Source organism: Phytoactinopolyspora alkaliphila (assembly GCF_010550695.1).
GTDB classification, from domain to species: domain Bacteria; phylum Actinomycetota; class Actinomycetes; order Jiangellales; family Jiangellaceae; genus Phytoactinopolyspora; species Phytoactinopolyspora alkaliphila.
Window position 1 is genome coordinate 330,023 of sequence record NZ_JAAGOB010000002.1, and the last position, 26,711, is coordinate 356,733.

The 26,711-nt window shown below is 67.0% G+C and carries 21 protein-coding genes; 8 read left to right on the top strand and 13 right to left on the bottom strand.

Going from position 1 to position 26,711, the window contains the following annotated elements; genetic code table 11:
* Positions 1-52: 52 nt before the first annotated feature.
* Positions 53-1,012 carry a Ppx/GppA family phosphatase gene (locus G1H11_RS04555; RefSeq protein WP_163816469.1) on the bottom strand — a complete coding sequence of 320 codons (960 nt, stop codon included), beginning with the start codon at positions 1,010-1,012 and terminating at the stop codon, positions 53-55.
* Positions 1,013-1,068: 56 nt separating this feature from the next.
* Here G1H11_RS04555 and G1H11_RS04560 point away from each other — a divergent pair, with 56 nt between their 5' ends.
* The 4 genes from G1H11_RS04560 (at position 1,069) to disA (ending at position 5,362) form a co-directional block, all read left to right on the top strand.
* Complete coding sequence (locus G1H11_RS04560; RefSeq protein ID WP_163816471.1) at positions 1,069-1,845, top strand: DUF3109 family protein; 777 nt, start codon at positions 1,069-1,071, stop codon at positions 1,843-1,845.
* Positions 1,835-2,575, top strand: coding sequence for a class I SAM-dependent methyltransferase (locus G1H11_RS04565; RefSeq protein WP_163816473.1), 741 nt, complete (start codon positions 1,835-1,837; stop codon positions 2,573-2,575). The genes G1H11_RS04560 and G1H11_RS04565 overlap by 11 nt, the downstream gene beginning before the upstream one ends.
* Before the next feature lie 137 nt (positions 2,576-2,712).
* The gene (radA, locus tag G1H11_RS04570) at positions 2,713-4,083 is read left to right on the top strand and encodes a DNA repair protein RadA (RefSeq protein WP_163816475.1); all 1,371 of its coding nucleotides are present in this window, start codon (positions 2,713-2,715) and stop codon (positions 4,081-4,083) included.
* A 187-nt stretch (positions 4,084-4,270) separates the two neighbouring features.
* A complete protein-coding gene (gene disA, locus G1H11_RS04575; RefSeq protein ID WP_163816477.1) occupies positions 4,271-5,362 on the top strand; it encodes a DNA integrity scanning diadenylate cyclase DisA in 1,092 nt (363 codons plus the stop codon).
* A 219-nt stretch (positions 5,363-5,581) separates the two neighbouring features.
* Here disA and G1H11_RS04580 read toward each other — a convergent pair whose 3' ends face one another.
* Positions 5,582-6,820, bottom strand: a complete 1,239-nt coding sequence (locus tag G1H11_RS04580; RefSeq protein WP_163816479.1) for a hypothetical protein — start codon at positions 6,818-6,820, stop codon at positions 5,582-5,584.
* Between the two features lie 495 nt (positions 6,821-7,315).
* Between G1H11_RS04580 and G1H11_RS04585 the strand changes: the two genes are divergently transcribed.
* Positions 7,316-8,005, top strand: a complete 690-nt coding sequence (locus tag G1H11_RS04585) for a hypothetical protein (RefSeq protein ID WP_163816481.1) — start codon at positions 7,316-7,318, stop codon at positions 8,003-8,005.
* A gap of 137 nt (positions 8,006-8,142) precedes the next feature.
* Positions 8,143-9,795, top strand: a complete 1,653-nt coding sequence (locus tag G1H11_RS04590; RefSeq protein WP_163816483.1) for a family 20 glycosylhydrolase — start codon at positions 8,143-8,145, stop codon at positions 9,793-9,795.
* Between the two features lie 139 nt (positions 9,796-9,934).
* On the opposite strand, the gene rsmI is transcribed toward G1H11_RS04590, so the two are convergent.
* Complete coding sequence (gene rsmI, locus G1H11_RS04595) at positions 9,935-10,831, bottom strand: 16S rRNA (cytidine(1402)-2'-O)-methyltransferase (RefSeq protein ID WP_163816485.1); 897 nt, start codon at positions 10,829-10,831, stop codon at positions 9,935-9,937.
* A gap of 89 nt (positions 10,832-10,920) precedes the next feature.
* On the opposite strand from rsmI, the gene G1H11_RS04600 reads away from it, so the two are divergent.
* The gene (locus G1H11_RS04600) at positions 10,921-12,510 is read left to right on the top strand and encodes a dolichyl-phosphate-mannose--protein mannosyltransferase (protein WP_216843445.1); all 1,590 of its coding nucleotides are present in this window, start codon (positions 10,921-10,923) and stop codon (positions 12,508-12,510) included.
* 9 nt (positions 12,511-12,519) lie between these two features.
* Here the strand turns inward: G1H11_RS04600 and G1H11_RS04605 are convergent, their stop codons facing one another.
* From G1H11_RS04605 to G1H11_RS04640, 8 genes are all read right to left on the bottom strand, one after another.
* Entirely contained in the window at positions 12,520-13,110 is a 591-nt protein-coding gene (locus G1H11_RS04605; protein ID WP_216843446.1) for a TMEM165/GDT1 family protein, read from the bottom strand.
* 454 nt (positions 13,111-13,564) lie between these two features.
* Positions 13,565-14,692 (bottom strand): ABC transporter permease, encoded by a 1,128-nt coding sequence (locus G1H11_RS04610; RefSeq protein WP_163816487.1) that lies wholly within the window; start codon positions 14,690-14,692, stop codon positions 13,565-13,567.
* Complete coding sequence (locus G1H11_RS04615) at positions 14,692-15,606, bottom strand: ABC transporter ATP-binding protein (protein ID WP_163816489.1); 915 nt, start codon at positions 15,604-15,606, stop codon at positions 14,692-14,694. The genes G1H11_RS04610 and G1H11_RS04615 overlap by 1 nt, the downstream gene beginning before the upstream one ends.
* 179 nt (positions 15,607-15,785) lie before the next feature.
* The gene (locus G1H11_RS26860) at positions 15,786-16,523 is read right to left on the bottom strand and encodes a response regulator (protein ID WP_163816490.1); all 738 of its coding nucleotides are present in this window, start codon (positions 16,521-16,523) and stop codon (positions 15,786-15,788) included.
* Positions 16,520-17,935: a sensor histidine kinase gene (locus G1H11_RS04625; protein ID WP_163816492.1), complete on the bottom strand. Its 1,416-nt coding sequence runs from the start codon at positions 17,933-17,935 to the stop codon at positions 16,520-16,522. The genes G1H11_RS26860 and G1H11_RS04625 overlap by 4 nt, the downstream gene beginning before the upstream one ends.
* A gap of 102 nt (positions 17,936-18,037) precedes the next feature.
* Positions 18,038-19,090, bottom strand: a complete 1,053-nt coding sequence (locus G1H11_RS04630; RefSeq protein ID WP_163816494.1) for a glutathione S-transferase C-terminal domain-containing protein — start codon at positions 19,088-19,090, stop codon at positions 18,038-18,040.
* A 127-nt stretch (positions 19,091-19,217) separates the two neighbouring features.
* Positions 19,218-20,357, bottom strand: coding sequence for a hypothetical protein (locus G1H11_RS04635; protein ID WP_163816496.1), 1,140 nt, complete (start codon positions 20,355-20,357; stop codon positions 19,218-19,220).
* Between the two features lie 205 nt (positions 20,358-20,562).
* Positions 20,563-22,839, bottom strand: coding sequence for a HelD family protein (locus G1H11_RS04640; RefSeq protein WP_216843448.1), 2,277 nt, complete (start codon positions 22,837-22,839; stop codon positions 20,563-20,565).
* Positions 22,840-23,372: 533 nt separating this feature from the next.
* On the opposite strand from G1H11_RS04640, the gene G1H11_RS04645 reads away from it, so the two are divergent.
* Positions 23,373-23,855 (top strand): VOC family protein, encoded by a 483-nt coding sequence (locus G1H11_RS04645; protein ID WP_163816498.1) that lies wholly within the window; start codon positions 23,373-23,375, stop codon positions 23,853-23,855.
* 19 nt (positions 23,856-23,874) lie between these two features.
* Here the strand turns inward: G1H11_RS04645 and G1H11_RS04650 are convergent, their stop codons facing one another.
* Together G1H11_RS04650 and G1H11_RS26865 are read right to left on the bottom strand one after the other, a co-directional pair.
* Positions 23,875-24,888, bottom strand: a complete 1,014-nt coding sequence (locus G1H11_RS04650) for an acetamidase/formamidase family protein (RefSeq protein ID WP_163816499.1) — start codon at positions 24,886-24,888, stop codon at positions 23,875-23,877.
* Between the two features lie 15 nt (positions 24,889-24,903).
* Positions 24,904-26,703, bottom strand: coding sequence for a S9 family peptidase (locus tag G1H11_RS26865; RefSeq protein WP_216843449.1), 1,800 nt, complete (start codon positions 26,701-26,703; stop codon positions 24,904-24,906).
* Between the last annotated feature and the right edge of the window lie 8 nt (positions 26,704-26,711).

Below are 26,711 nucleotides of genomic sequence, written 5' to 3' on the forward strand. Positions count from 1 at the left end.
GGCAAAAGGTTGCCTCCCGAAAGATCACAAAAAGATAACGCCGACAGGCAGACTACAACTTTTCGTCCGATCCTTCGAATCCGGCGCCCGCCAGCTGGTCGAGCCGCCGCAAAATCAGGCCCTCCCTCAGTGCCCACGGGCAGATGTCGACGAACGGGACGTCGAACAGATCCATCGCGGCGTCGGCCACGATCGCGCCGGCAAGGAGTTGCTCGGCACGACCCTTGGCCACCCCTGGCAACTTCGCCCGCTCGGCCGCCGGCAAGGCCGCGAGCTTGGCGACGAGATCGGCTATGTCACCGCGTTTCAGCAACCTGCGGACATACGGCCCTTCGGCGGAGGGCGCCGCGCCGGCCACCCGGGCCAGCGAACGGAACGTCTTGCTCGACGCGACCGCCTGATCCGCCGCGCCGAATCGGTTGATCTTGCCTACGACGTCGGCGATCTCCGCGCGAACGTGCTTGCGCAGGGCACGGACCTCGTCGTCGGAGGGCGGGTCGGAGCTGAACCAGGTGCGGGACAATCGAGCCGCTCCCAGAGGAAGCGAAACGGCCACATCCGGCTCCTCGTCGATGCCGACCGCGAGCTCGAGCGAGCCTCCACCGATGTCGAAGCACAGCAAACGCCCGCTCGACCAGCCGTACCATCGGCGGATAGCCAGGAACGTCAGGCGTGCCTCGTCCGCGCCGGACAGCACGTGCAGATCTACGCCGGCGTCCTTGCGCACACGCTTGATCACTTCCGCGCCGTTCGACGACTCGCGCAGGGCGGACGTGGCGAAGGCGAGCATCGAGGTAGCTCCCTTGTCCTCAGCGATGCTCACGGCATTCCGGCAGCTCTCGACCAGGCGGTCCACGCCCTCGCCGTTGACGGCGTCGTCGCCGTCGAGCAGATCCACGAGGCGCAGCTCTGTCTTCTCTTTGTACGCCGGAAGCGGCTTGGCGCCGGGGTGAGCATCGACGAGCAGCAGATGAACCGTGTTGGAACCGACGTCCAGGACTCCGATGCGCATACGTCTGAGGCTACTCGGCCGTGTGGCGGCCGCTCGGCAACGTCTACGCTCGATGCGTGGGGAATGCTGAGAATCGCGCGCCGGCCGACACCGCGCGCGCCTGGGTCGAGTTCACCGACCCGGACCAACCCGGCCAGGTACTCCGGTGTGACCTCACCTGGCTGACCTCCCGCTGGACTTGCATCTTCGGCCAGGGATGTCCGGGCATCTACGCGTCGCGTCCCGACGACGGCTGCTGCACGCACGGCGCACACTTCTCCGACGAGGACGACGAACAGCGGGTACGGGAGTTCGCGGCCCTGCTCGGCCCGGAGATCTGGCAGTTGCGGGACGAGGGCCTGCGCGGCGGAGTCGTCGAGACAGACGAGGACGGCGAACGCAAGACGAGGGTCGTGGACGGCGCCTGCGTGTTCCACAACCGGCCGGGCTTCACCGGGGGCGCGGGTTGCGCGTTGCACGCGTATGCGCTGCGCAATGAGATGCATCCCCTGGAAACCAAGCCGGACGTGTGCTGGCAGCTGCCCATCCGGCGGGCCTACCGGGAGGTCGAGCGCGCCGACGGCAGCACGTACCTCGAGATCACCATCACCGAGTACCAGCAGCGGGACTGGGGCGCCGGCGGCCACGACATGGACTGGTACTGCACCAACGAGCCGCGGGCGCACGTCGGCGATTCCGCGGTCTTCCGCACCAACGAGCCTGAGCTGCGCGAGCTGATCGGCGATGCCGCATACGACGAGCTGGCCCGGCACTGCGAGGCATTTCTCGCCGCTCGCCTGCCCTTGCTGGTCCACCCGGCCACCAGGGCCGGGGGCGGGCTCCATGCATCGTGATGTGATTCCCAGCCCGAACATCTGGCAGTCTCCCGACATCTACGAGATCGAGAACCTCGGCGTCGATCCGGAGGGTGTGATCGAGGACGCCATGCGCCGGGTGCACGACTGGCGCGGGCAGAGCGTGCTGGACGTCGGGTGCGGCGCCGGATTTCATCTCCCCCGATTCGCAGCCGAGGCGGCCCGGGTGATCGGCGTCGAGCCACATCCGCCGCTGGTGAGGCGAGCCCGCCGCCGGATCGCCGCACTCAACGGGTCACCGGGCCGGGTGCGCGGGCTTCTCTCAGCCGGGCAATCGGCGGATCGCGTCCACGTACTGAGAGGCACCGCACAGGACCTGCCGCTGCCGTCGTCGTCGATCGACGTCGCCCACGCTCGGTGGGCCTACTTCTTCGGGCCCGGTTGCGAGCCCGGCATCGCCGAACTGGCCCGCGTGGTCCGCCGTGGTGGCACCGCGTTCGTGATCGACAACGACGCCACCCGGTCCACCTTCGGAGCCTGGTTCCGGCGCGCGCTGCCGTCCTACGATCCGCAAGCCGTGGAACGCTTCTGGGCACGGCAGGGCTGGCACCGGATCCCCCTGGAGATCCGGTGGGAGCATCCGGACCGGGAGACGTTCGAGTCTGTGGTGCGCATCGAGTTCGAGCCCAAGATCGCCGACGCGTTCCTCGCGGAGCATCCCGGTTCCAGCGTCGACTACGCCGTGAATCTGTTCTGGCACACCTTCTGACCCCCCTCCCAAATGATCATGTAAACCATGTTTTCTCGTGCTTCACCATGCCTGCAAGCATGGTGAAGCACGAGAAAACATGGTTTACATGATCATTTGGGAGGGGGGTGTCGGTGGCGGCATCTACCGTTCTCGGTATGACGAAGGCACCACAGGTATTCCGCTGCGCCGAGTGCGGCTGGAACACGTCCAAATGGGTCGGCAGGTGCGGTGAGTGCCAGGCATGGGGCACCGTGGACGAGGCGGCGCCGGCCCGGCCCGGCACTACCGCCGCCGGGCCGGTGAATCAGTCGGCCAAGCCCATCGGCTCCGTCGGTCTCGAAGCGGCTCGCTCGCGGCCCACAGGTGTCGAGGAATTCGACCGGGCGCTCGGCGGCGGCCTGGTCCAGGGCGCGGTCATCCTGCTGGCCGGCGAGCCAGGCGTCGGCAAATCGACGCTGTTGCTGGACGTCACCGCGCGCTGGGCCATCGACGCTGGCCGCGCCCTCTACGTGACCGGGGAGGAGTCCACCGCTCAGGTTCGGTTGCGGGCCGAGCGTACCGGCGCCCTGGCCGACCATCTCTATCTCGCCGCGGAGACGGACCTGGCCGCGGTTCTCACCCACATCGACGAGGTGAAGCCCTCGCTGGTCGTCCTCGATTCGGTTCAGACGGTGGCGAGCCCATCTCTGGACAACCCCGTCGGCGGGGTGAACCAGGTACGGGAGGTCGCCGCGTCGCTGATCCGGGTCGCCAAGGAGCGCGGCATCGCCACCATTCTCGTCGGCCACGTCACCAAGGACGGCTCCATCGCCGGTCCACGGGTCCTCGAGCATCTGGTGGACGTGGTGCTGCACTTCGAAGGGGATCGCAATTCCAGGCTGCGCATGGTTCGCACGGTCAAGAACCGCTACGGCCCGGCCGACGAGGTCGGCTGTTTCGACCTGTCGGACACCGGCATACAGTCGCTGCCCGACCCCACCGGCTTGTTCCTCTCCCGCCATGCCGAGCCGGTCCCGGGTACGTGCATCACGGTCACGGTCGAGGGCCGGCGACCCTTGCTCGGTGAGGTCCAGGCGCTTGTCGCACCGTCCGCGCTGAACTCTCCACGCCGGGCCAACAGCGGCCTCGACGCGGCCCGCGTCTCGATGGTGCTCGCCGTCCTCGAACGACGCGGCAGGGTGCAGCTCAGCACGCGGGACGTGTACACCTCCACGGTCGGTGGCGCGCGTCTGGCCGAGCCGGCCACGGACCTGGCCGTCCTGATCGCGGTCGCCAGTGCCGCGGCGCAGCAAGCCACCCCTATGGGCATGATTGCTCTGGGCGAGGTCGGCCTAGCCGGGGAGATCCGCCGGGTGGCCGGCATGCAACGCCGGCTCGCGGAGGCAGAGCGAATGGGCTTCACCTCGGCATTGGTGCCACCAGACTCGGGTCCGGTGCCCCCCGGCATCCGTGCCGTCGAGGTGGATCACGTAGGGGCTGCGCTGGCCGTCGTGGCGGATCCGGCGTCCGCGTTTCCCATCACGTGAGGCCATCCACCGCCTGCGCCGTGGCAAGCGTCACGCGGAAGGCTCCGGCATACCAGCACAAGAATGTCACAGCATCTCACCCGAGGCCGTAGACTGTTGTTGCAGTGCCGGGCGTCAACCTCGCGCTTGACACAACCCGGCTTTAGACTGGCAGCCGACATCATCGACTAGTCACGACGGGGGTCATGTGCCCGGCAGCGACAGAGGCGGCGCTGAGGCGAAGCTGCGTCAAGCGCTCGCGGCGGTCGCCCCCGGTACCGAACTGCGGGAAGGGCTCGAGCGGATCCTCAGGGGCCGCACGGGCGCACTCGTGGTGCTCGGCTACGACAAGACGATCGAATCGATCAGCAGCGGCGGGTTCGTTCTCGACGTGGAGTTCAACGCCACCGGCCTGCGCGAGCTCGCCAAGATGGACGGCGCCATAGTCGTCGATCGCGAATGCACCCGGATCCTGCGCGCCGCTACCCAGCTGGTGCCGGACCCGTCGATCACAACCACCGAGTCCGGAACTCGACACCGGACCGCTGAACGCGTGGCCAAGCAGACCGGCTTCCCGGTGATTTCGGTCAGTCAGTCGATGCGGATCGTCGCCATCTATGTGGACAGCATTCGCCACGTGCTCGAAGATGCGGGCCAGATCCTCTCCAGGGCCAATCAGGCGCTCGCCACTCTGGAGCGTTACAAGCTTCGCCTCGACGAGGTCTCGGGAACCCTGTCAGCACTGGAGATCGAAGACCTCGTCACTGTCCGGGACGTGGTGACGGTGGCACAACGCCTGGAGATGGTCCGGCGTATCTCAGTCGAGATCGACGGCTACGTCGTCGAGCTCGGCACCGACGGCCGCTTGCTCAGCCTGCAGCTCGACGAACTCGTCTCGGGCGTGGATGTCGACCGCGAGCTGATCGTCCGCGACTATCTCCCGGCGCCCGCAAGTCGGCGAAAGCTCCGGGTCGACGACGCGATCAGCAGACTCGGACGTCTGTCTCCCACCGAACTGCTGGATTTGGGTGCGGTAGCCGGGGCACTCGGCTTCAGCGGCGGCGACCAGCTCGACGCGGCTGTGAGCCCGCGCGGCTTCCGGCTGCTGGCGCGCGTGCCACGGCTTCCGGCTCCCGTCGTGGACCGCTTGGTGGAGCACTTCGGCGGCCTGCAGAAGCTCCTCGCCGCGAGTGTCGACGACCTCCAGGCCGTGGACGGTGTCGGCGAGAATCGCGCCCGCAACGTCCGTGAGGGTCTTTCCCGCCTGGCCGAGTCCAGCATCCTCGAACGCTACGTCTGAATCAGCGCCCGTCACCACACTTCGCCGTGCGGCCGCAGCGGCGCCACCCTAGGCAAAAGACCCGTGGACCCACACCGAAGTGTGGGTCCACGGGCCTTTCAGCCGGCACCCGGAGCAAACACTCCTGGCACCCCCGCCAGCAGAAAGCGAGTACGACCTGCCGGTCAAGCCGGCGTGCCGTGGGGAGACCTCTCTGCCGCGGGCACCCCCGTGATCAGCTCAGCTGATTCCCACCTCGAAGTCGTCCTCGTCGTCCTGGGCGCCGTCCGCGTGCAGGCCACCCTCCGGCACCTCGACGCTGATCTCCGGGAAGCTCAGCAGCCCGATCTCTGCCGTCCCGACCTCGATCTCGCCGAGAAGCGGCACCGGAACGGCCACCGTGAGACGGGCCGAGAGGCCACCACCAGAGGCCGCCGCGTATGTTCCGTCCTCGGCGAGTTCCGTGTCGTCGTTGCGGTAGTCCGCGAAGTTGATGTTCAAGCTGACGCCGGGAAGGATGTCGAAGGTCTGGTCGAATCCGGGCTCGACGGCGATCCCGGTCTCCTCGTCACCGATCCACAGCTCCAGAGCGGGCAGGTCGTAGTCGAACGACGCGCCGCCCGGCTCGCCCGTCACTTCGAGGCGACCGTACGCATTGGGCGTCTCGGTGTCCGACGCCGCGGCGAGTCCGAGGGTCACTCCGCCGTTCGCGGCCCCGCCCAGCAGGTTCAGGTCAGCGAATCTCCCACTGACCTCGGCGTAGGCGCCTTGCGTGCCGTCTTCCTTGCCGAACACGCCGGATTCCTGCAGCAACTGCCCGGCGCCGACGCTGATCAGCGGCCCGTTGGCGATCGGCAGATCCACCGGCAGGAGGTTGCCCAGCATGCCGTCCAGCAGACCGAGCTCGGTGAGGTCCACCAGGTCGACCTGACCGACACCGGAGTACAACGAGGTCAGGACGCCACCCGGAGAGCCGTGGCCGTACGTCTCGTCGTTCCAGTTCGCCTTCGCCTCGCCGGAGATCGCGCTCAGGCTGCCCGCGAGCGGCACTTCCAGCTCGTGGATGCCGTAGGTGTCCGCCTCCGCCTCCTCCGGCAGCGCGACCTGCTCTACGGCGTACAGGTCGACCGGCAGGTCGACGCCCGCGACGTTCGCGGCCACCAGGCTGCCGAACGAGCGCGTGTACACGCCCTCGTCGTAGCCCTCCAGACCACCCGAGTCGACGTTGTTCTGAATGGCGCCGACAGTGAGGTCCCCTTTGAGCTCGGCCACCTCACCAAGCAGTGGCAGCCCGCCACCGAAGTCGAAGCGCACACTCCCGTAGTAGCCGTCCGCGGAGACCTCCAGATCACCAGCCGGCTCGACATCGACGGCCCCAGCCGGGACTCCGAAAGCCCCCACGGTCATGGCAACCGCAGCGCCGCACGCGACCACAGCGGAGCGCCGCACCGGACCGGTGCGAGGCGAGAAGTGAGACATGTAAATCCCCTAAAAACGAAAACTGGCACCCGGTTTTCTGACGGCTCAAGAAGGTACCGGGCTCTTTTCACCATTGACTCTTGAGCAACCTGACCGGACGCTATCTGCGCCATCACAAACTGTCAAATACGTCAGTGATACTCGCCCGACATCTCGCTTCAATGCAATGGAAAATCTCCGATCACCCCACCGTGCAATCGGCCAAACGGATGAACTGGCGCGTGGTTTCGCCACTGTCGTACCAATAGGCCGGGGAACTCCCCATTCGAGACGGGCATCGATGTTGCTGGTGAGACGCCTACATCGCGGCACCGTCGACCATTTGTCCGATGTGAGTCTAATCGTAGCGTTACCGGGATCCAGACTCGCAGCTGCTTCTCCATCAAAAAGTGACTATGTCCTTGACATCACTAAACAAGCCGTGAACGATGGCGCAGGACGTGCATCTCTAATGCACGCAATGCCGAGCAAAGTTTCTGGAACAAGGAGAAAAACGTGCTCAAAAGGACACTCCGTGGCCTGGTGGTCACCGGATTCGCACTCGCGGCCTCCGTCGGTCTGGTCGGCGTCTCCGCCGCCACGCCCGATGCGGAAGCAGCCGGTGCCCCCGATGTCGCCGAGGTTGCTCAGCTTCCCGGCCTTGACAGCCTCGACGGCCTGCTCGACGTTCCGGACGTGAACATCGGCAACGACCTCTGTCTGCTGCCCTGGTTCTGGCCGGGTCCGTTCAACGTCATGACCGAGGGACAGACCGGCTCCTACTCGGCCTGCAACGGCAGTGGTTCGTCGACCGGCGAAGGCATCAACGTCCTGAACAACGCCTGTGTCGCGCCGTGGTTGTGGCAGGGCCCGTTGAACCTGCTGACGGGTGGCATGCAGTCCGACTACGAGGCGTGCAACAGCTACGGCGGCGAGGACGTCTTCGCCAACGGGATCGCTCAGTACATGACGATCAAGTTCATGATCGAGGAGAACATGCTCGACGAGGCCGCCTTCGAGGCCTTCCTCAGCGGTGACATCACCGCCCACGAGGTAGTGCTCGACAAGAGCCTGTTGCCCGAGACCGACGAGGAGACCGGCGTCAACATCGGTAACAACGCGTGCATCCTGCCGTGGCTGTGGCAGGGCCCGCTCAACTTCCTCACCGAGGGCCAGACCGCCGAGTACGAGGCCTGCAACAGCTGATCGTCTCCACGTCAGCGAGTTCGCAGACTGCCCGCCTACCGCATTCAAGCGGCAGGCGGGCAGTTCTCATTGTTCACTTCGCTACCCGCTTTCCAATCCATGCCAGTGGCCTTAGGCATGGCTGATAATCTCTGGCCGTGCCCTTGAACCTGATTCCACAGCCCCGGTCACTCACCGAACGCCCCGGATCGTTCACCGTCACGCCGGATCTCGTCATCGTCGCCGCCGACGACGCGCAGGGACCGGCCTGGCTCCTGCACGACGCGCTCCGGCGCGGAGCCGGCGTTGCACTGCCGGTGGTACGGGATCCCGAGGGCCGGACGGCCATCACGTTGGCTCTCAGCGCCAGGACTCCCGGTGCCGGAAACCACGCCCAGTTCCCTTCCGTCACGGCGGAGCGATACTCGCTCGAGATCGGCCCGACCGGCGTGGACATCAACGCCGATCACCCGGCCGGTCTCGTCCGCGCCGTGCACACCCTGCGGCAGCTGTTACCCGCGGAGACATACCGGGACGCCTCGACGCTCACCGCGGCGCCCGAGTTGCCGTTCCTGTCGGTCGAGGACGAGCCCCGCTTCGGCTGGCGCGGTGTCATGCTCGATGTGGCCAGGCATTTCATGCCGAAGGAGTTCGTTCTCAAACTGATCGACCTCGCCGCGATGCATCAGCTCAATGTGGTGCACCTGCACTTGACCGATGATCAGGGCTGGCGGTTCGAGGTCCCCGGCTGGCCGAAGCTGACCGAGGTGGGCTCATGGCGAGCCGAAACCGTCCTGGGGCACGCCCATGCCGCTCAAGGCTTCGACGGAACCCCGCACGGCGGCTACTACTCCACCGAGGATCTCCGGGAGATCGTCGCGTACGCCGCCGAACGTTACATCACCGTAGTACCCGAGATCGACATGCCCGGTCACGTACGCGCCGCGCTGGCCGCCTATCCGGAGCTCGGCAACACCGGCAAGAGCCAGCCGGTTCCCACCTCTTTCGGCATCTTCGACGAGGTCCTCGCCCCCACGGACGAAGCCGTGCAGTTCGCACGGGACGTCTTCGATACCGTCGTCGGCATATTCGACTCGCCGTTCATCCACATCGGCGGCGACGAGTGCCCACGCACCGAATGGAGAGAGAGCGCAGCCGCGAAGGCCCGGGCGGACGAACTCGGCCTCGACAGCGTGGATCGTCTCCAATCGTGGTTCACGAGCACGTTCGCCGACCACCTCCGCGGACACGGTCGCAGGGTCATCGGCTGGGACGAGATCCTCGAAGACGGTGGTGCGCCGGCCGACGCCGTCGTGTCGGTGTGGCGGGAGTTCGCCACCGCCGCACAGGCGATCAGAGCCGGCCACGACGTGATCGTCGCCCCCCAGAAGGCGGTCTACCTGGACTGGTATCCCTCGGAGGACCCGGACGAGCCGCTGCACATCCACAATCTCCTTACCTTGGAGACCATCGCCAGTTTCGACCCCGCACCACCAGCCTCTGCAGATCCGGCCAGAGAGGGCTCTGCCGACGGCACCGGCCGCGGCCGGGTGCTCGGCGTACAGGCTCAGCTCTGGACCGAGTATCTTCCGACCCCGGCGGCCGTCGAATACGCGGCGTTCCCGAGGCTGGCCGCCGTCGCGGACATGGCATGGGCGAGCATGGAGAACCGGGACGCTCACCCAGTGGCCGACAGGCTGCCCGCGCACCTGCGGCGACTCGATGCGCTCGGGGTCAATTACCGGCCGCTCGAGGGTCCCCGTCCATGGCAACGTGGCGGCACCGGACCACGCGCCCGCTACGACCGGTAAGCGCGGCAGGGGCACCGAAGACTCTGCGGGCCTCGCGGCTCGTGCGGGAGAAGCATCGCACGGGCAGCTCGATAGTGCCCGCTGCCGCCTGCGCCCCTGCCGGAGTTCCTAGCCCTTAGTCGGCGAGCTCGTGCGCCCGCTACTCGCCTGACGTCGGCGTGGGGGTGTTGACGACGGCGGCGTAGAGCTCACGCCGGGACAGGTTAAGTTCGCGGGCAACTGCTGCGATGGCGTCTTTGCGGCTGAAGCCTGCCGCGACCCGGTCGGTGACGATCTCCACGGCGTCGTCGACCGTCACCGTCCGCGGGTTCGCCGCCCCCTCGTCCCCCGAACCGGTGACGACGATGGTGATCTCGCCCAAGGGACCCGACTCCCCGGCCCAGCGCAGCAACCCGCCCAGGGTGTCGCGCCGCACCTCCTCATGCTTCTTGGTGAGCTCGCGGCAAACTACCGCTCGTCGTTCCGGGCCGAATGCCTGGCACATCAACTCCAGCGTGGATGCCAGCCGGTGCCGTGACTCGAAGAACACCATCGTCCGTTCCTCGTCCGCCAGGGCACCGAGCCAGCGCGCCCGCTCACCCGCCCGTCGCGGTGGAAACCCCTCGAATGAGAAGCGGGACACGGGAAGTCCGCTGACCGCCAAGGCCGTCAGCACCGCCGACGGCCCAGGGACCGACGTGACCCGGACTCCTTCGGCGATCGCGGCGTCGACCAGGCGGTAACCCGGGTCCGACACCGACGGCATACCCGCGTCGGTGACCAGGACCACCCGCGCACCCTGCCGCAGGACCGACATCAGCTCGGTGGTCCGCATCGCCTCGTTGCCCTCGAAGTACGAGACGGTCCGTTCCGGCATCTCGATGCCCAGCGCCGAGCACAGCCGGCGAAGCCGGCGAGTGTCCTCGGCCGCCACGACATCCGCGCCTTCCAGCTCCGCGGCGAGCCGGGGCGAGGCGTCGCTAGGCTGCCCGATGGGGGTTCCCGCGAGCACGAGCACACCGGCGTCGTCGCTCGCAGGTGTTCGGTCTGATTCCACACCCCCATCCTCACACTCGTTCGCACCGGTGGTGTGCTCTCCCCGAGGATCGCGTGCCGCGCTCACGCGCTACCTCTTAGGATGGCCCGGTGACCCGGACCATTGTCGACGCACCGGCGGTGCCGCGGGCGGCGTCACCCGTCCGGGCATTTCGGTATCGACTGAGCAGGCCGATGCCGAGGGATGGTCTCTGGGGCTGGCTGGGTCCGGTGATCGTGGCGGCGGTCGCGGCGGTACTGCGGCTCGTGGACCTCGGCAGGCCGCACAGCATCATCTTCGATGAGACGTACTACGCCAAGGACGCCTTCGCCCAGCTCACCTTCGGCTACGCGCGAAAGTTCGTCGACGACGCGGACGAGATGATCATCGAGGGTGATCTCGACGTGTTCGCCGACGAACCGTCGTTCGTGGTGCATCCACCGGTCGGCAAGTTCCTGATCGGCCAGGGGATCCGGCTGCTGGGCATGGAGCCGACCGGTTGGCGACTGGCCACGGCCCTGGCCGGAGTGGTTACCGTGTTCCTGATCGCCCGGGCAGGCCGGCGGTTGTTCCGGTCCACCCTGCTCGGCTGCACGGCGGGTCTGCTGCTCGCGGTCGACGGCATGGCGATCGCGACCAGCCGCACCGCGATTCTCGACGGCCTGCTGGCCATGTTCGTCGTCGCGGCGTTCGCGTGCCTCCTGGTGGACCGCGATCACAGCCGAACGGCCCTGGCCACCTGGGTTCATTCCCGGCGGAGCGCCGGGATGCCACTGGGCGACGGGCCGGTGATCGGATGGCGTCCCTGGCGGCTCGCCGCAGGCGTCATGCTCGGCCTCGCATGCGGCACCAAGTGGAGCGGCCTCTACGTCGTCGCGGTCTTCGGCCTGATGAGCGTGGTGTGGGAGATCAGCGCCCGGCGCGCGGCCGGGCTTCCCAGCCCGGCGCTCAATACGCTTCTGCGCGACGGCCCGGTCGCCTTCGTCACCACGATCGGTTCAGCACTCGTGGTCTACGTCGGGTCGTGGTGGGGCTGGATTTTCTCCGACAACAGCTGGGGACGAGGCTGGGCGGCCACCAACCCGGCAACCGGGCTCAGCACTCTGATACCCGATTGGCTACGTAGCCTCTGGCATTACCACGACGAGATCTGGCGTTTCCACACCAACCTGACCACAGAGCACACCTACGAGTCGAGCGCCTGGACCTGGTTGTTCCTCGGACGCCCGGTCTCGTTCGACTATCAGAGCCTGGAACAGGGCGAGGCCGGCTGCGACGTGGCCAAGTGCAGTCAGGAAGTGCTGGCCCTCGGCAACCCCGTCCTCTGGTGGGGAGCGTGCGCCGCTCTCGTCGTCTGCCTGCTGGCGTGGTTTCTGCACCGTGACTGGCGTCCAGGCGCGATCCTGGCCGGCATCGCCGCCACCTGGGTGCCATGGCTGTTCTATCCGGAACGGACCACGTTCGCGTTCTATGCGGCGGCCATCGTCCCGTTCCTCACCCTGGCCGTCGCCTATACCCTCGGGCTGATCATCGGCCCACCCGCGGACTCCCCCCGGCGCAAGGCCGTCGGCATCGCCGTAGCCGGCGCGTTTGTCCTGGTCGCCGTGGTGGTGGCGGCGTGGTTCTACCCGATTCACGTGGACGAAGTGATGCCGTATGACGAGTGGCGAAAGCGCATGTGGTTCAGCAGCTGGATCTGATCGTCACGCTCACCCGGCCAGGTCGCTGATCCCTTCGACCAGGAGCAGCACTCCGAACAGCGCGAACAGTGCGGACGCGCCGTACTTGATGGTCCGCTCCGGCAGTCGCTGGCTCAGAATGCGGCCGACGACGATCGCCAGCGCGTCCGCCGCGACCATACCGATGGTCGAGCCGATCCAGACGCCGGCCCAATCGTACTGAGTCGCCAGGGTCACTGTGGCCAGCATCGTCTTGTCACCGAGCTCCGCCAGGAAGAACGCGAGGCCCACCGCCAGGATCGCCGACCTCGCCGGCCGCTGGGCTTTGCGACGCTCCTCGTCGGTGAGGCTGTCGCCACGCAGCGTCCACGCGGCGAACCCGAAGAACGCCGTCGCCGCGATCACGTTGATCCACGCGGTCGGCAGCGCCTCACCCAAGCCGAAGCCGATCGCAACCGAGCCGAGGTGGACGATGGCCGTGGCCACCGTGATCCCGACCAGCACGTGCCAGGTCTTGTATCGGGTGGCGAAGGTCATGGCCATCAGCTGAGACTTGTCACCCAATTCGGCGACGAAGACCACACCGAAGCTGACCAGAAAGCCGGCCCACAGCTCGACCACGTTTCATCCCTTTCGATCCGCACCGGATCGAAGGAAACCTGGAGCCCTCGACCCGGCATCGCTGCCTTGGTCGAAGGTCTCGCCCGCCACGGGGGCCGCACGGCCGGACGCATGGTTCCACGTCAGTATGTCGACCGCGACGTTCGGGGCTACTCCCCTTCGCTGCTCGACCATACCTTGCGCGCCCGGCCGGCGTCGCCCGAAGTGCGCAGACTCACACCCCAGCCACACAAGCTGCCGGCTGGGGATGTGTCAGCCGGGCACTTTAAGAGCTGGTCGTGGCACGCTTCACCGCCACGGCCCGCGACGCCCGGCTGGCACATCCCCAGCGACAGCATCAAGTCGGCGATGTGTCAGCCGGGCACTTTAAGAGCTGGTCGTGGCATGCTTCACCGCCACGGCCCGCGACGCCCGGCTGGCACATCCCCAGCGACAGCATCAAGTCGGCGATGCATCAGTCAGCGCGGCTCCAGGCTTTGCCGAGCTTGACCCGTGAGCCCGTCTGCAGGAGCGATCCCGAGTACAGGCGGCTGGCCACCAGGACGGCGACGACGAGTGTGCCGGCCAGGATGGCCATCGACACCAGCGGCTCCCACGTCTGGGCGTCACCGCCGAACATCCGGACCGGCATCGCCACCGGGGCACTGAACGGGACATAGGACAGGATGTTCATGACGAGCTCATTCTCGCGGCCGAAGATCACTCCGAAGTAGGGCAGCATGACCAGGGCCATGACGAGGCTGGTGCTCGACCCCAGGTCTTCCTGGCGGCTGACGATCGAACCAGCTACGGCCCACATGCTCGCGAGCAGGACGAATCCGAGGATGAAGTACGGCACGAACCAGCCGAGCACCGGGCCGAGGTCGGTCAGGAGCTCATCTTGGCCTCCGAGACGCAATGCCACTGGCGTCATCAATCCGAGCACGGCGACCTGGGCGAACACCAGAAGGGAGAACCCGATGATCTTCCCGGTGAGCAAGGCCCGCACCGGAACCGTCGCCACCAGGATCTCCACGATCCGTGTCTGCTTCTCGGTGACGACGCTCTGCGCGATCGCCATGCCGAAGCCGACCGAGAACATGAAGAACACCAGCGCGAACAGGAACGCCATCAAGAACTGCAACTCATCGCTGACGTCAGCCGGTTCGAGGATGTCCACGGCGGGTGACACGCTCAAAGCGGACATGACGTCGTCTGGCGTGTCGGACAGTCCGATCACCCGGACGCCGACCGGCGAGGTGCCGCTCTGGTCGGGCACGACCGCGGCGTCCACCTCCTCGGCCCGGAGCAGCTCCTCGGCTTCGGCCTGGTCCGCCGCCTGGATGATCTCGAAGTCTCCCACGGCAACGATCTGTTCCGCTTCCGGTCCTACCGTCGCTACGGTTGTGGCTCCGCCACCGAAGAGACCCGGCACGATCGCCGAACCGAAGATCCCGACGATGAACACGGCGAAGGTGATCCAGAAGCCCTTTGTCCGGACCTGGGCGTTGATCTCACGTTCCGCGACGAGTCGCGTGGCGGACCAGAAACCGGTGCTTGCCGCCTCCGCCTCAGCGGTCGAGGTTGTTTTCGTCAGGCTCATCACACAAGCTCCTTGAAGATCTCGGCCAGCGAGGGCACTACGGGGCTGAAGCTTCGAACCGTGCCGCGCTCGACCGCTGACTGAAGTACGGCCTGCTCGGGGCCAGGGGCTCCGGAGACCACCCCGGCCGCCTCCGTACCGTCGTCCAGATCGAAGACGGCGCGGGCACCATCGAGCTCGACGAGACGGACGCCGGGGATGTCGCGTACCCATCCGGCGTCATCACCGACGACGAGCTCATAGCGCGGCGGTCCGAAGCGAGTGCGCAGTTGATCGCGTGATCCGCTGGCGGCGACGGCACCGTTGGAGATGATCACCAGGTCGTCGCAGAGTCGCTCGACGACCTCGAGCTGATGGCTGGAGAAGAGCACCGGCGCGCCCCGCGACGCCCGGTCACGCAGAACGTTCAGCACGATCTCGATGGCGAGCGGGTCCAGGCCGGAGAACGGCTCGTCGAGAATGAGCACCTCCGGATCGTGAACGAGGGCGGCCGCGATCTGCACTCGTTGCTGGTTTCCAAGTGATAGCTGCTCGACCGGGTCGTCGGCACGCTCGGCGACGTCGAGCTGCTCAAGGAGCTCATGGGTCTGACGATGCGCTGTGGCGCGATCGAGACCGTGCAGCCTGGCGAGGTAGATCACCTGCTCGGCCACCTTCATCTTCGGGTAGAGCCCGCGCTCCTCGGGCATGTACCCGAAGCGCTGCCGGACCGACTGGGTGACCGGACGGTCCTTCCAGCTCACCGTGCCGCTATCCGCGGCGAGCACGCCGAGAATGACCCGCATGGTGGTCGTTTTGCCGGAGCCGTTGGCGCCGACGAAGCCGGTCATCCGTCCGGATTTGACGTCGAAGGAGACGTCGTCGACGGCACGGATCTCGCCGAAGCTTCGGCTCACCGACCTGACCTGCAACATGGCTGAACCTCCCGAGTGACATGTCGGCGCGCGGACAGCGTCGCCGGACCATGCACCACGGTAGGCGGCACAGCAGTATGCAGGCGTCCGCCGCTCGGGCCATCGCGGTGTCCTCCGCACGACGGACAGGAAGCCATCCACCGTGGCCGGCGGTGCACATCGGGCTACGGCCTGCCGGCTTAAGCCCTCTCGTTGCCGGGGGCGACGACGCCGTTCTCGTAGGCGTACACGACGGCTTGAGTTCGATCGCGCAGACCCAATTTCATCAGGACCCGGGACACGTGTGTCTTGACAGTCGTCTCACCCAGGTACAGCGCGTCGGCGATCTCGGCGTTGGTGGCTCCGCGGGCCAGGAGCACGAGCACCTCGAACTCCCTATCCGTGAGTTCCGGAGGACGGCGCGGTTCGGCGAGGGGCGCGGGAGCGCTGAAGCGAGCGATCACTCGCCTGGTGACCTCGGGGGACAGCAGCGCGTCGCCACGTGACACCACCCGGACGGACTCCACCAGGTCGTCCGGTGACGCGTTCTTCAGCAGGAAACCGCTGGCACCGGCCTGCAACGCCTCGAAGAGGTAGTCCTCACGGTCGAAGGTCGTCAGGATCACCACTTTGGTGATCACCGTCGGTTGTTCCAGCGGTGTGACTCCCGCCGCTCGCCTTCCCGCAGCCGAGAACGCGCCCAGGATGCGCCTGGTGGCCTCCAGCCCGTCCATGAGCGGCATTTGGACATCCATGAGCACGACATCGGGTTTCAAGCTCTCGCAAAGCGCGACCGCTTCCGCACCATCGCTGGCTTCGCCCACCACCTCGATGTCACTCTCGGTGCCGAGGATCACCCTGAATCCGGCTCGAACCAGGTCTTGATCGTCGGCGAGGAGCACCCGGATCGACTTGGGCTGTCCGTCGTCGCGACTCACTCGGCCACCTGCCCGCTCGGCGCGTCTTCCAGCTGTTCGCCGACGAGCGGGAACCGTGCCCGGACCCGAAAGCCCTCGCCGGCCCGCGGTGTCGCCTCCAAGTCACCGCCGTGGACTGCGACCCGCTCCCGCATTCCCACCAGCCCCAAACCTGTCCCCTCGGCCTTCTTGCCGGCCGAGCGCAAGCCGCGGCCGTCGTCGGTCACCTCTACCTCCAGCGCGCGCTCGAGGAAGCGGACGCGCACGTCGGCCGTCGTTGCACCGGCGTGCTTGACGGTGTTGGTGAGAGCCTCCTGTACGACGCGGTAGGCCGACAGCGCCACCGCGTCCGGAACCGCACGAGCGTCGCCGAACACCGCGAAGTTGACCTGAAGACCGGTGGACCGCGTCTCCTCGACCAGCGCAGGCAACTGTGACAACCCTGGGGCCGAAGGATGACCCGCCCCGCCAGCGGAGCCCGAAGGGCCGGCGTGGTCGACGCCGTCGGCCCGCAGCACCCCGAGCAGGCCGCGCAGCTCGCTGATCGCCGTGCGCGCGGTCTGCTCGACGGATTCCAGTGACCGGTTGGCCAGCGCCGGATTGACGTCGAAGACGCGGCGAGCGGCCGCCGCCTGGACGCCCATCACGGAGACGTGGTGGGCGACGACGTCATGCAGATCGCGGGCGATCCGAACCCGCTCGGAGATCACAGCCTGCTTGGCGTTCTCCTCCTGGAAACGCCGCAGCCGCCCGGCCTGGACCTCGAGTTCGTGCTTGCGGCGCGCGGATTCCCACGCGAGGTTGCCGAAGAAGTAGGCGGAGAGGAAGTACAGGAGGTTGAAGACGACTCCGTGCAGCGCCGCGGCAAGGATCGGATCAAGCGGGCCCATGGCGTCGGGGAACTCCGGGGTGCTGCCGGAGATGCTCATGGCCATCGAGATCCCGAGCCAGGCGAACATCGCCACGATGACGCCAATGCGGACCCATCGCGCGACTACGCGGTCCTGGCCCCAGGCGCCGAGGCTGTAGATGGCGAGGAACAAGGCGATGGACGGGACCAGATTGTCCCCGTTCTCCCTGACCTGAGACGCGATGAACATCGCGCCGACGACGACCACCACGGTGGCGGGGAAACGTCGCCGCACCGCCAGCGGAGCGGTGAGGCCGACGCCCCACGCCAGCTGTTCGGCGTAGCTGGGGGCGCCGTCGAAGATGTACGCTCCCATGCTGTTGACCAGCACCGTGGCGAACACCGCGCCGACCACGACCGCAGCGGCCAGCCACACGTCATGTCGCAGCTGCTGCGGTGCCGGCCGAGGCCGCCTCCACCGGGCATCAGACGGGAAGAGAGCCGAGTGGTCGGCCGGATCCGGCCGTGGCCCCAGCGCGGCATCGGAGCGATCAGATGCCGGAGCCACCTCAAGAGCACTCATGCGGACAACGTAACCGATATCCCTCCTGCCCCGTGACGTCAGCATCCTGCCGAGCTGGGCCGCATGGTGCGAGATACGCCGGCGAACGCGTGTTCCCCGGGGTCAGCCGCCGAAGACCGGCACCGTGTTCTCGGCCGGAACTCGCTCAGCCTGGGATGGGGGCTCCGGCGGCGTTGCGTCCCCGAAGGGCCGGTCAGCCAGTTGCTCGCGGTGGTGCGGTGTCAGCCAGCTCGCCAGCTCAGGTCCGCTGGGCACGATCTTCGTGGGGTTGATGTCGGTGTGCACCACGTAGTAGTGCTCCTTGATCTGGGCGAAATCGATCGTGTCACCGAAGCCCGGAGTCTGGAACAGATCACGTGCATAACTCCACAGCACGGGCATCTCGGTGAGCTTGTTGCGGTTGCACTTGAAGTGCCCGTGGTAGACGGCGTCGAACCGGGCCAGCGTGGTGAACAGCCGGATATCCGCCTCGGTGATGGTGTGCCCGACCAGGTAACGCTGTCCGGCCAGCCTCTCCTCCAGCCAGTCGAGCCGGTCGAACAGGCGCTGGTACGCCCGCTCGTAGGCGCTTTGGGAGCCCGCGAAGCCGCACCTGTAGACGCCGTTGTTGACGTCTTCGAAGATGAGCTGCGCAATCTCGTCGATCTCGTCTCGGTGCCGCTCCGGGTAGAGATCCGGCGCGCCTGGCCGGTGCAGATGGGACCACTCGGTAGAGAAGTCGAGGGTCATCTGCGCGTAGTCGTTGGTCACCAAGTGTCCGGTAGCCACCTCGACGACGGCGGGGACCGTGATTCCGCGCGAGTAGTCCGGGAATCGCGCCAGGTAGGCGTCGCGCAGCCGGGGAATCCCGAGCACCGGATCGACGCCGCCGGGGTCCAGATCGAAGGTCCAGCTGCGTTCGTCGTGGACAGGACCGCACAAGCCCATCGAGAGCACGGATTCCAGACCGAGCAGCCGCCTGACTATCACCGCGCGATTCGCCCACGGACAGGCGCGCGCCGCCACGAGGCGATAGCGGCCCGGCTCCACCGGGAATCCGTCCCGGCCGTCGCGGGTGATCCTGGTGCTGATGTAGTTCGTGTCGCGGGTGAACTCAACTCCTGAGGAGACATATCTGCCCGGGGTACGGTGGTCGTCGGTCTGGCTCGTGCTCACGGCTGGTCCCGTCGTCGTTTTACGTCGTCGTAACAACGTACCCAGACCGGCGAGAAGACCGCACCGAAACACCCACCAAAATCGCCCGGCTGGCTCAGCAGCGGAGGCTCGCGCTCCATCCCCTGCTCTAGGAGACTCCTATCCGCTGGTTCTCCTCCGCGGGCTCGCGTTCCGGGTCTCGCCGCTCGTCGGGTTCATCCCGCACGTGCTTGCCGAGATGCTCCTCCAGGGTCCGCAGTGCGGCGCGAATCTGGGACTCGGACTCGCGGTACCGCCGGGCCATGTGCCTGAACAGATCCACCTGCCCGGCGAGTACGGCGTTCTCCGCCCGGAGGCCCTCTGGCTCTCGTGACGTCTTGCTTCGCGAGCGTGGGCCGGTGACCCGTTCCCGTTCTTCGCGTTCTCGCTCGACGAGGATCCGGCTCACGGCATGAACGCCGCTCGGGAGCTCGACCCGGACAGCACGTTCACGCTGGGGCAGACCGAGCATATGGCTCAAGGCGCGAGGCTCGTACCGGGCGATCTTCTTCGCGCTGAGGATCTGATGCCGTTTCGGTTCGGCCGGATCATCGAGAGCGACGCCTGGCTGATACGTGCGGACGCACCCCGGCGTGACCGCAAGCCGAGGGCCCACCATCTCATTGAACTCCGCCTCGACGGCACCGTTCAGCAAGAACGCCGTACCCAGGCCGGCGAGCTCCCAGGTCACCTCGCCGGCCCACGCGACGAACCGCTCGGCGTCCTGGCCGCCCTGGCTGAACACATACACCGGACCGCGCCGTGTCTCGTCGGCAAGGTAATCCATCACGTCCGGGAGGTGGCTGCGGGCGATCCACTGCGGCTCGGCCGCCACGGGCGTGCGGCCGTCAACACACGACAATCCGGCGAGCAGTTCCCGAAGGAAGGCTGGGACCGCCATCATCGTGGTGCCGCTGACCGGGTCGTACTCGCTGTCCCGCGGCAACTCGATCTCGGTCCACAACCAGCTCTCACCGGCCGGATCCTCGATCGCCGTCACGGTGGTACGCAGCATCTCGCGTACTGCCGCGTACGGGTGATGACGACGCCATCGATACACCCGAGACTCGTGGATGCGTTCGTCCAGAACCGTGATCGCGTCGTTGCCGTCACGCATGTACCAGCCAGGTATGCGAGCGGGTGTGTCGATGCCCTTGGCGTGCGCCCAACGTGTGACCTCGGCGATGACTGTGTCGACAACCGGCTCGCCAGGCTCGACACTGAGGAACGATCTGTAGCCCACCGCCATGTCATGACCACCCTAGTTGGGTTTCGCTAACCGATACGATTCTTTCATCGTACGTAGCTGGCACGAGCAGTCAAGAGTTCAACGCAAAGAGAAACGATCGGGAAGCCCAGCCTGAACGTATGCGGCGTCAGCTCGCGGACATCTCGGGCGGCGCGGTAAAGAACTGCGTGACGCGCTCCGCCGCTGCACAGCTCTCGATGGTTCCTTAAGGACAGCCCATGGCCCCTGCTGCGGCCGCTGTTGCTCGGGATCGGATGTCGCCTCGGGACCACCACGCCGGCAACGGCGCGGTGTGCAGGATGCCCAGCCGCCCGGTGGGGCGAGTGACGGCCACGTAGAGGTCGGCGAAACCACGTCGGGAAGCGGCAACGATCTCGTCCGGCGCTACCACGACCGTGGCATCGAACTCCAGGCCCTTGGCTTGCTCAGGCGTGAGCACTGCCACCGGCGCATCGAGTACGTCCTGGTCGTCAGCGGTTCTGACACCCGGCTCACGCGTTCTCAACGCGGCCACACATCCGTCCAGCCGAGGAAGGGGCAGGATCACCGCGAGGGTTCCGGCTCCGAGCGCCGTGCGCTCCCGGTGGACGGTCTCGGCGAGCACATCGTGGAGGTCCTCCTCGACCACCCGGATGGACCACGGAGGCGCGCCGTCCTCACGTACCGCCCGAGGGGCCTCCTCGTCGGCGCCACTGGCCGCGAGCACATCCCCGGCCACGGCCATGATCGGCTGGGTGGACCGGTAGTTCACGGTGAGCCGCGCCTGCCGCCACTTTCCGCCGACGACGTCCCCGAGAGCACGCGCCCACGAGCTGGCTCCATCCGCCGAACCGGTCTGCGCGATGTCCCCGACCACGGTCATCGACAGGGTCGGGCACTTGCGGGCGAGCATCCGCCACGCCATGGGCGAGAGCTCTTGCGCCTCGTCGACGATCACGTGCCCGTACGCCCAGTCACGGTGGCGCAGTGCTCGTTCGGCGAGGGGCGCCGACGCGTCGACGTCGTGGTAGCGGGCCAGCACCACGGAAGCGTCGACGGGCATCGCGACCTCCTCATCGATCGCCATGTCCATCGCCACGTCATAGGCATCCGCCACGATCTGGCGCTGTTGCTCCGTGGCCTGCGCGCGCGCCGATTCCGCCCGCGCGTGCTGGCCGGCGGCCTGTTCGAGGGCGGCGTCGAGCGGACCGACCAGCGAGGCGATCTCGTCCAGCAGTGGCACGTCCGACGCCGTCCAGTGATCCCCGGCCACACCGTCGGACCGTTGCAAGGCATCCCGCTCCGCCGCACTGAGCTGCGGCGCGACGTCGGCTCGCAGATGCGGATCGGTCAGGATGTCGGCGAGCAGCAGCTCGGGTTCCAGCTCGGGCCACAGAATGTCGAACGCCTCCTGGACCGCGCTGGAGGACAGCAACTCCTGCCGGAGCGCGTCGTGGTCGACGAGCGAGGCGAGGTCCTGATCGACCTCGTCTTCGTCCATCTCGGGCACGTCCACTCCCTCCAGCACGGCGTCAAGCTTCTGCAATGCCTGCCGCATCAGCTCGTCCAGGACGTCCCGGACGACGTAGCGGCGCATCCGGTTGTGTGGCTGGCGATTACGCGCCGCACGCTCCCGGGCGCTGTCCCGGATGCGACGGCAGGTCTGATCGTCCAGGACGTACTCGTCCCGGTCTGTCACGATGGTCATGCCACCGATCGGGGCGCGCTGTCTCGTGGCGACCGCGTGCTCGAGCACGGTGGCCATCCGGAGGCTGCCCTTCACGATCGCCGCGTCGGCCGGGTCGGCCCGCACCGTGGACAGGCCGGGATACAGCTCGCCTATCGAGGCCAAGACCACATCGGTCTCGCCGAGACCGGGCAGGACCTGATCGATGTAGCGCACAAACGTGGCATTGGGACCGACCACAAGGACGCCGCTGCCGCTGAGCCGTTCCCGATGCGTGTACAACAGGTAGGCGGCGCGATGCAGCGCGACCACGGTCTTGCCGGTGCCCGGGCCTCCGTCCACGACGAGCACACCGTCGGCGTCGGACCGGATCACCGTGTCCTGTTCGGCCTGGATGGTGGCCACGATGTCAGCCATCCGGCCGGTGCGCGCCGAGTTCAACGACGCGAGCAGCGCGCCCTCGCCGGCCAGGTGCCGACGCTCGGCGTCGTCGAGATCATCAAGGGCCAGCACGTCGTCGTCGAGACGGGCGACTCGCCTGCCCTTCAGGTGGATATGCCGCCGGCGTCGCACACCAAGCCGGTCCATGGGCGTAGCCCGATAGAACCGCGTGGCGGCGGGGGCGCGCCAGTCGATCAGAAGAGGATCGTATTCTTCGTCATAAAGGCCAATTCGGCCGATATAAAAAGGCTCTTGATCGTCGGAGTCCAGCCGTCCGAAAACCAGCCCGTGTTCCGCTGCCGATAACCGCGCGGCTCGTTCGGAATAGTGCCGCACGGCGGCATCCCGCTCCAGCTGTCCTTGATGAGTCCTCACCTGTGCTGGCTTCACTGCCTGCGCCAATGTCCCTTCAGCGTGGTCCCGCAAAGCATCGAGCCGCTCAAAGAGGGCGGACACATAACCCTGTTCAGCCGTGATTTCCGCCTCACTAAATGCAGCTGGGTTATCAGCGGCCTCTAAAGTGGTATAATCAGCGCGGCGCAAGGGTTGTCCTCTCGAAACGTCAACAAAGACACGTCACCATAACGAGTCTTCGGGACCGATAACAAGCTCACCCCTTACCGCTTCGGAGCCGCTCTTCCGGGCGACCTTGCCTCGCGTCTCCTGAGATCCGCTACGCGCGGCAGCGAACTCCCGGAAGCTCTCTACGCTGCCACTCACCAGATCTCCGTACGCCTTCCTCACACCGTAGACGCCTCGAGCGCGCGCGCTGTTTCACGATTGCAGCGAAGAAACTCCGGCCGGGACGGCAAGAACGGCCAGCCGGCTCCGATCTATGAGCGAAGACGCCGGAAGGGAAGCAGAGTGCTTCTGACGGAACCGGCGTCACGACGCAAAGGAGATCCACCATGTCGCAGAAGATCACCCCGTTCCTGTGGTTCGAGGACAATGCCGAGGAAGCTGTGAACTTCTACACCGCACTCTTCGACGACGCCCGCATCGTCTCGGTCACCCGATACGGCGAGGGCGGACCGTTCCCGGCGGGCGTTCTCCAGTCGGCCACGTTCCAGCTGGCCGGCCAGCAGTTCATGGCGCTCAACGCTGGGCCGCATGATCCGTTCAACGACGCTGTGTCGTTCTTCATCACGTGCGAGGACCAGGAGGAGGTGGATCGCTACTGGGATGCCTTGCTGGCCGGTGGCGGAACTCCGACGCAGTGTGGCTGGCTCAAGGACCGGTTCGGGGTGTCCTGGCAGGTCATCCCCGTGGCGCTGAACCGCTACCTCAGCGACCCGGACCCGGAGAAGGCGCAGCGGGTCATGGGCGCCATGCTGCAGATGGTCAAGATCGATGTCGCGGAGCTCACCGCCGCCTACAACGGAGAGCGCTGACACCGGCCGGATTCCGACCTCAGTAGGTGATGGTGCCCATAACGTCGGCCGCACGCCGCAACGCCCGGTGCATTCCCTGATAGGGCTCGGCCGGCGGGAGCAGCGTGCGGCTGACCTTCGTCACCGCGCTGTAGTTGGTGTCGACGACGTTGGCGATAGGCGCCAGGCTGACCTGGCTGAGCAACTGGTATGCGTCGAGCTGGTCGAGGCCGTACAGCTCGCCGAGCCAGCCGATCATGTCCGCCTGCCCGGCCCGCCACGCGTCTTCCAGGGGACGAGCCGAACCGACCACCATCAGATGCTCGTCGCTGACGATGCGGGGCCATTGGGGCCCTCCACCCTTGATCAGCTCGACGATGACGGTCACGTTCATCGCGCCTTCGACGGCCGTGCCGCAGGCCTCGCCCTCACCCTGCCGGTAGTGGCCGTCTCCGACCGAGAACAGGGCTCCGTCGGCGTTCACCCGCAGGAAGCAGGTGACGCCCGCCCGCATCTCCGGGGTGTCCATGTTCCCGCCGAAGGCCGACGGCACCAAGGACGTGCGGACCTCCCGCTGAGCCGGCGCCACTCCGACCGTGCCGAGCATCGGGTTCGCCGGCAGTGCGACCCGGAAGTCGCTCCCCTGAGCCTCGAATCCCACGGTTCCGGCCACCGCGTCGTACTCGTACACCCACGTCCGTTCCGGTAGCGGCTCCTGCAAGGTCGGCGTCTGCGGCGTGCTGGTCAGCCCACCGAAGAACGGCACCAGGCTGGAGACACCCCACCGACGAGCGGGCGTGAGGTCTACCAGATGCAGGGCCAGCGTGTCCCCAGGCTCCGCGCCGTCGACATAGAACGGCCCGGTCTGCGGGTTCAGCTCGTCCGGGCGGAGGCTTGTGCTCGCGTGGTCCGACGTGCTGAGCAGGCGGCCGCAGAACGCGTCTTCGGTCCACAGGGACAAGGCGGTTCCGGGCTTCACCCGCAGCACAGGGTCGGCGCCGCCGAACGTGAACGCGTACTGGCCCGGCTCCGGAACGAAGCTCACGATCTTCATCGGGTCCGCCTTCCTTCAGCGTCGCAGGTGCTCGGCCAGGAACTCCAGCGCGGCCGGGTACGCATCGAGCCGGTTGGCCCGCTTGGCGAGCCCGTGTCCTTCGTCCTGATACACGCGCAGGACGCACGGAACCCCTTTGGCGTCCAGCGCCTCCTTGATCTGCTCGGACTCACTCAGCGGAACCCGCGGATCGTTCGCCCCGTGAATCACGAACAGGGGTGTGTCCATGGCGTGCAGGTATGTGAGCGGAGACGCCTGCACGAGGAACTCGTGGTCGTGCTCGAGACTGCCGTACTCCCGCTCCCGCATGGCGCGGCGGTAGTCGGACGTGTTCTCCAAGAAAGTGACCAGCGACGACATGCCCACGAGTTCCGCGCCCGCTGCCCAGAGGCCAGGATGCATAGCCAGCCCGGCCAAGACCATGTAGCCGCCGTAACTCCCACCGTAAAGGGCCACCCGGTCCGGATCACCGCCCACCTCCGGAACCCACGCCCGGATGTCGACCAGATCCCGCACGGACTCCAGGCGCAAGCGGACGTCGTCGAGCGAGTACCAGCGCTTGCCGTATCCGGTGGAGCCGCGCACGTTGGGAACCAGGACGATGTGGCCGGCGGCCGCCATGGCTTGGTTGACCGGACTGAACAGACGCTGCGCCTCCGCCTCCGGTCCACCGTGGATGTTCACCACCACGGAGCCCTCGAGCCCAGACGCCGCCGGCGGCGTGTACATGAAGCACGGAATTGCCTCGCCGTCACGGGTGGGTATGCGCACGCTGACCGGTTCGGTCAGCTGTTGCTTCAGTTCCGGGCCCATCTGTTCGGTGCCGTCCACCAGCGTGCGCACACGTCCGTCGACCCCGTCGACCAGGAAGATGTCCCCCGGGCTGGTGGGCGTGTTCAGGCCGACGGCGAGCACGGCGGAGTCCGGGGACCATACCGCCGTGGCCACACCGCGGCCCGGAAGGCCGACGTCGGTGATCCACGCCCCGTCGGGGCCGTGGATTGCCAGCTCGTCGCTTCCGTCGGCATGCCGCACGATCAGCAACCGGGATGCGTCCGGCGAGGGCAACACGGCGAGGTCGTGCTCGTCGGACTCGACCAGCGGGGTCCACTCGCCGGGGCCGTCGACCCGGACCACCGAGCGAAAGTCACGTCCGTGGTTAGAGGACATGATGACCGAGCCGGTACCGGGGACCACGTGCGCCGAGGTGTGCCAGGCGTGATCGTCCGCGGCCGTCAGTTCGGTGATCTTGCGGTCTCGTGCCAGCAGTACCTGGGTGGAGGCGGGCATCGACGAGTACAGCGTCACCGCTGCCGTGTCCCCGTCGACGTGGACGCCGGCGACGTATCCGCCGGCGTCGTACACCACCTGCTCGGCTCCATCGCTCAGGTCGTGGACCACGACGTCGAAGTCGACCCCGTTGCGCCGGTTGGTGCTGTACACCACCCTGCCGGGCTGGACATCGACCAGGGAGTGGATATAGGCGGGATCGTGCACCAGGGGTGTCAGCTCACCCAGCCCAGCTGGGGTGCGATATTGCGGCTGATCCAGGTCGAGCAGCGAGAGCTGGGCCCGTTCGTTGCCGTCCGTATCGTGTTCCACGACCACCGCGCGCCGGCCCACCATGTACCTGCCCGAGCACTTGCCCGGAAGGGAGGTCAGCTGGCGGTGCCGGCCATCCGGCTCGATTTCGACCAGTTGCATAGAGCCGCTGGCATCGGAACCGGCCAGCACCCGGCCGGCCGCGTCGACGTCGAAGACCGTCCAGCTGTGCAGTTCGAGCAGGTCGATGATGATCGAATTGGTGGCAGTCACCTAGCCAA

Excerpts from the sequence above, each read along its gene's own strand:
- G1H11_RS04555 (WP_163816469.1), bottom strand. The coding sequence starts at position 1,012 with ATGCGCATCGGAGTCCTGGACGTCGGTTCCAACACGGTTCATCTGCTG.
- G1H11_RS04565 (WP_163816473.1), top strand. The coding sequence starts at position 1,835 with ATGCATCGTGATGTGATTCCCAGCCCGAACATCTGGCAGTCTCCCGAC.
- radA (WP_163816475.1), top strand. The coding sequence starts at position 2,713 with ATGACGAAGGCACCACAGGTATTCCGCTGCGCCGAGTGCGGCTGGAAC.
- G1H11_RS04580 (WP_163816479.1), bottom strand. The coding sequence starts at position 6,820 with ATGTCTCACTTCTCGCCTCGCACCGGTCCGGTGCGGCGCTCCGCTGTG.
- G1H11_RS04610 (WP_163816487.1), bottom strand. The coding sequence starts at position 14,692 with ATGAGCCTGACGAAAACAACCTCGACCGCTGAGGCGGAGGCGGCAAGC.
- G1H11_RS04615 (WP_163816489.1), bottom strand. The coding sequence starts at position 15,606 with ATGTTGCAGGTCAGGTCGGTGAGCCGAAGCTTCGGCGAGATCCGTGCC.
- G1H11_RS04625 (WP_163816492.1), bottom strand. The coding sequence starts at position 17,935 with ATGAGTGCTCTTGAGGTGGCTCCGGCATCTGATCGCTCCGATGCCGCG.
- G1H11_RS04635 (WP_163816496.1), bottom strand. The coding sequence starts at position 20,357 with ATGGCGGTGGGCTACAGATCGTTCCTCAGTGTCGAGCCTGGCGAGCCG.
- G1H11_RS04645 (WP_163816498.1), top strand. The coding sequence starts at position 23,373 with ATGTCGCAGAAGATCACCCCGTTCCTGTGGTTCGAGGACAATGCCGAG.
- G1H11_RS04650 (WP_163816499.1), bottom strand. The coding sequence starts at position 24,888 with ATGAAGATCGTGAGCTTCGTTCCGGAGCCGGGCCAGTACGCGTTCACG.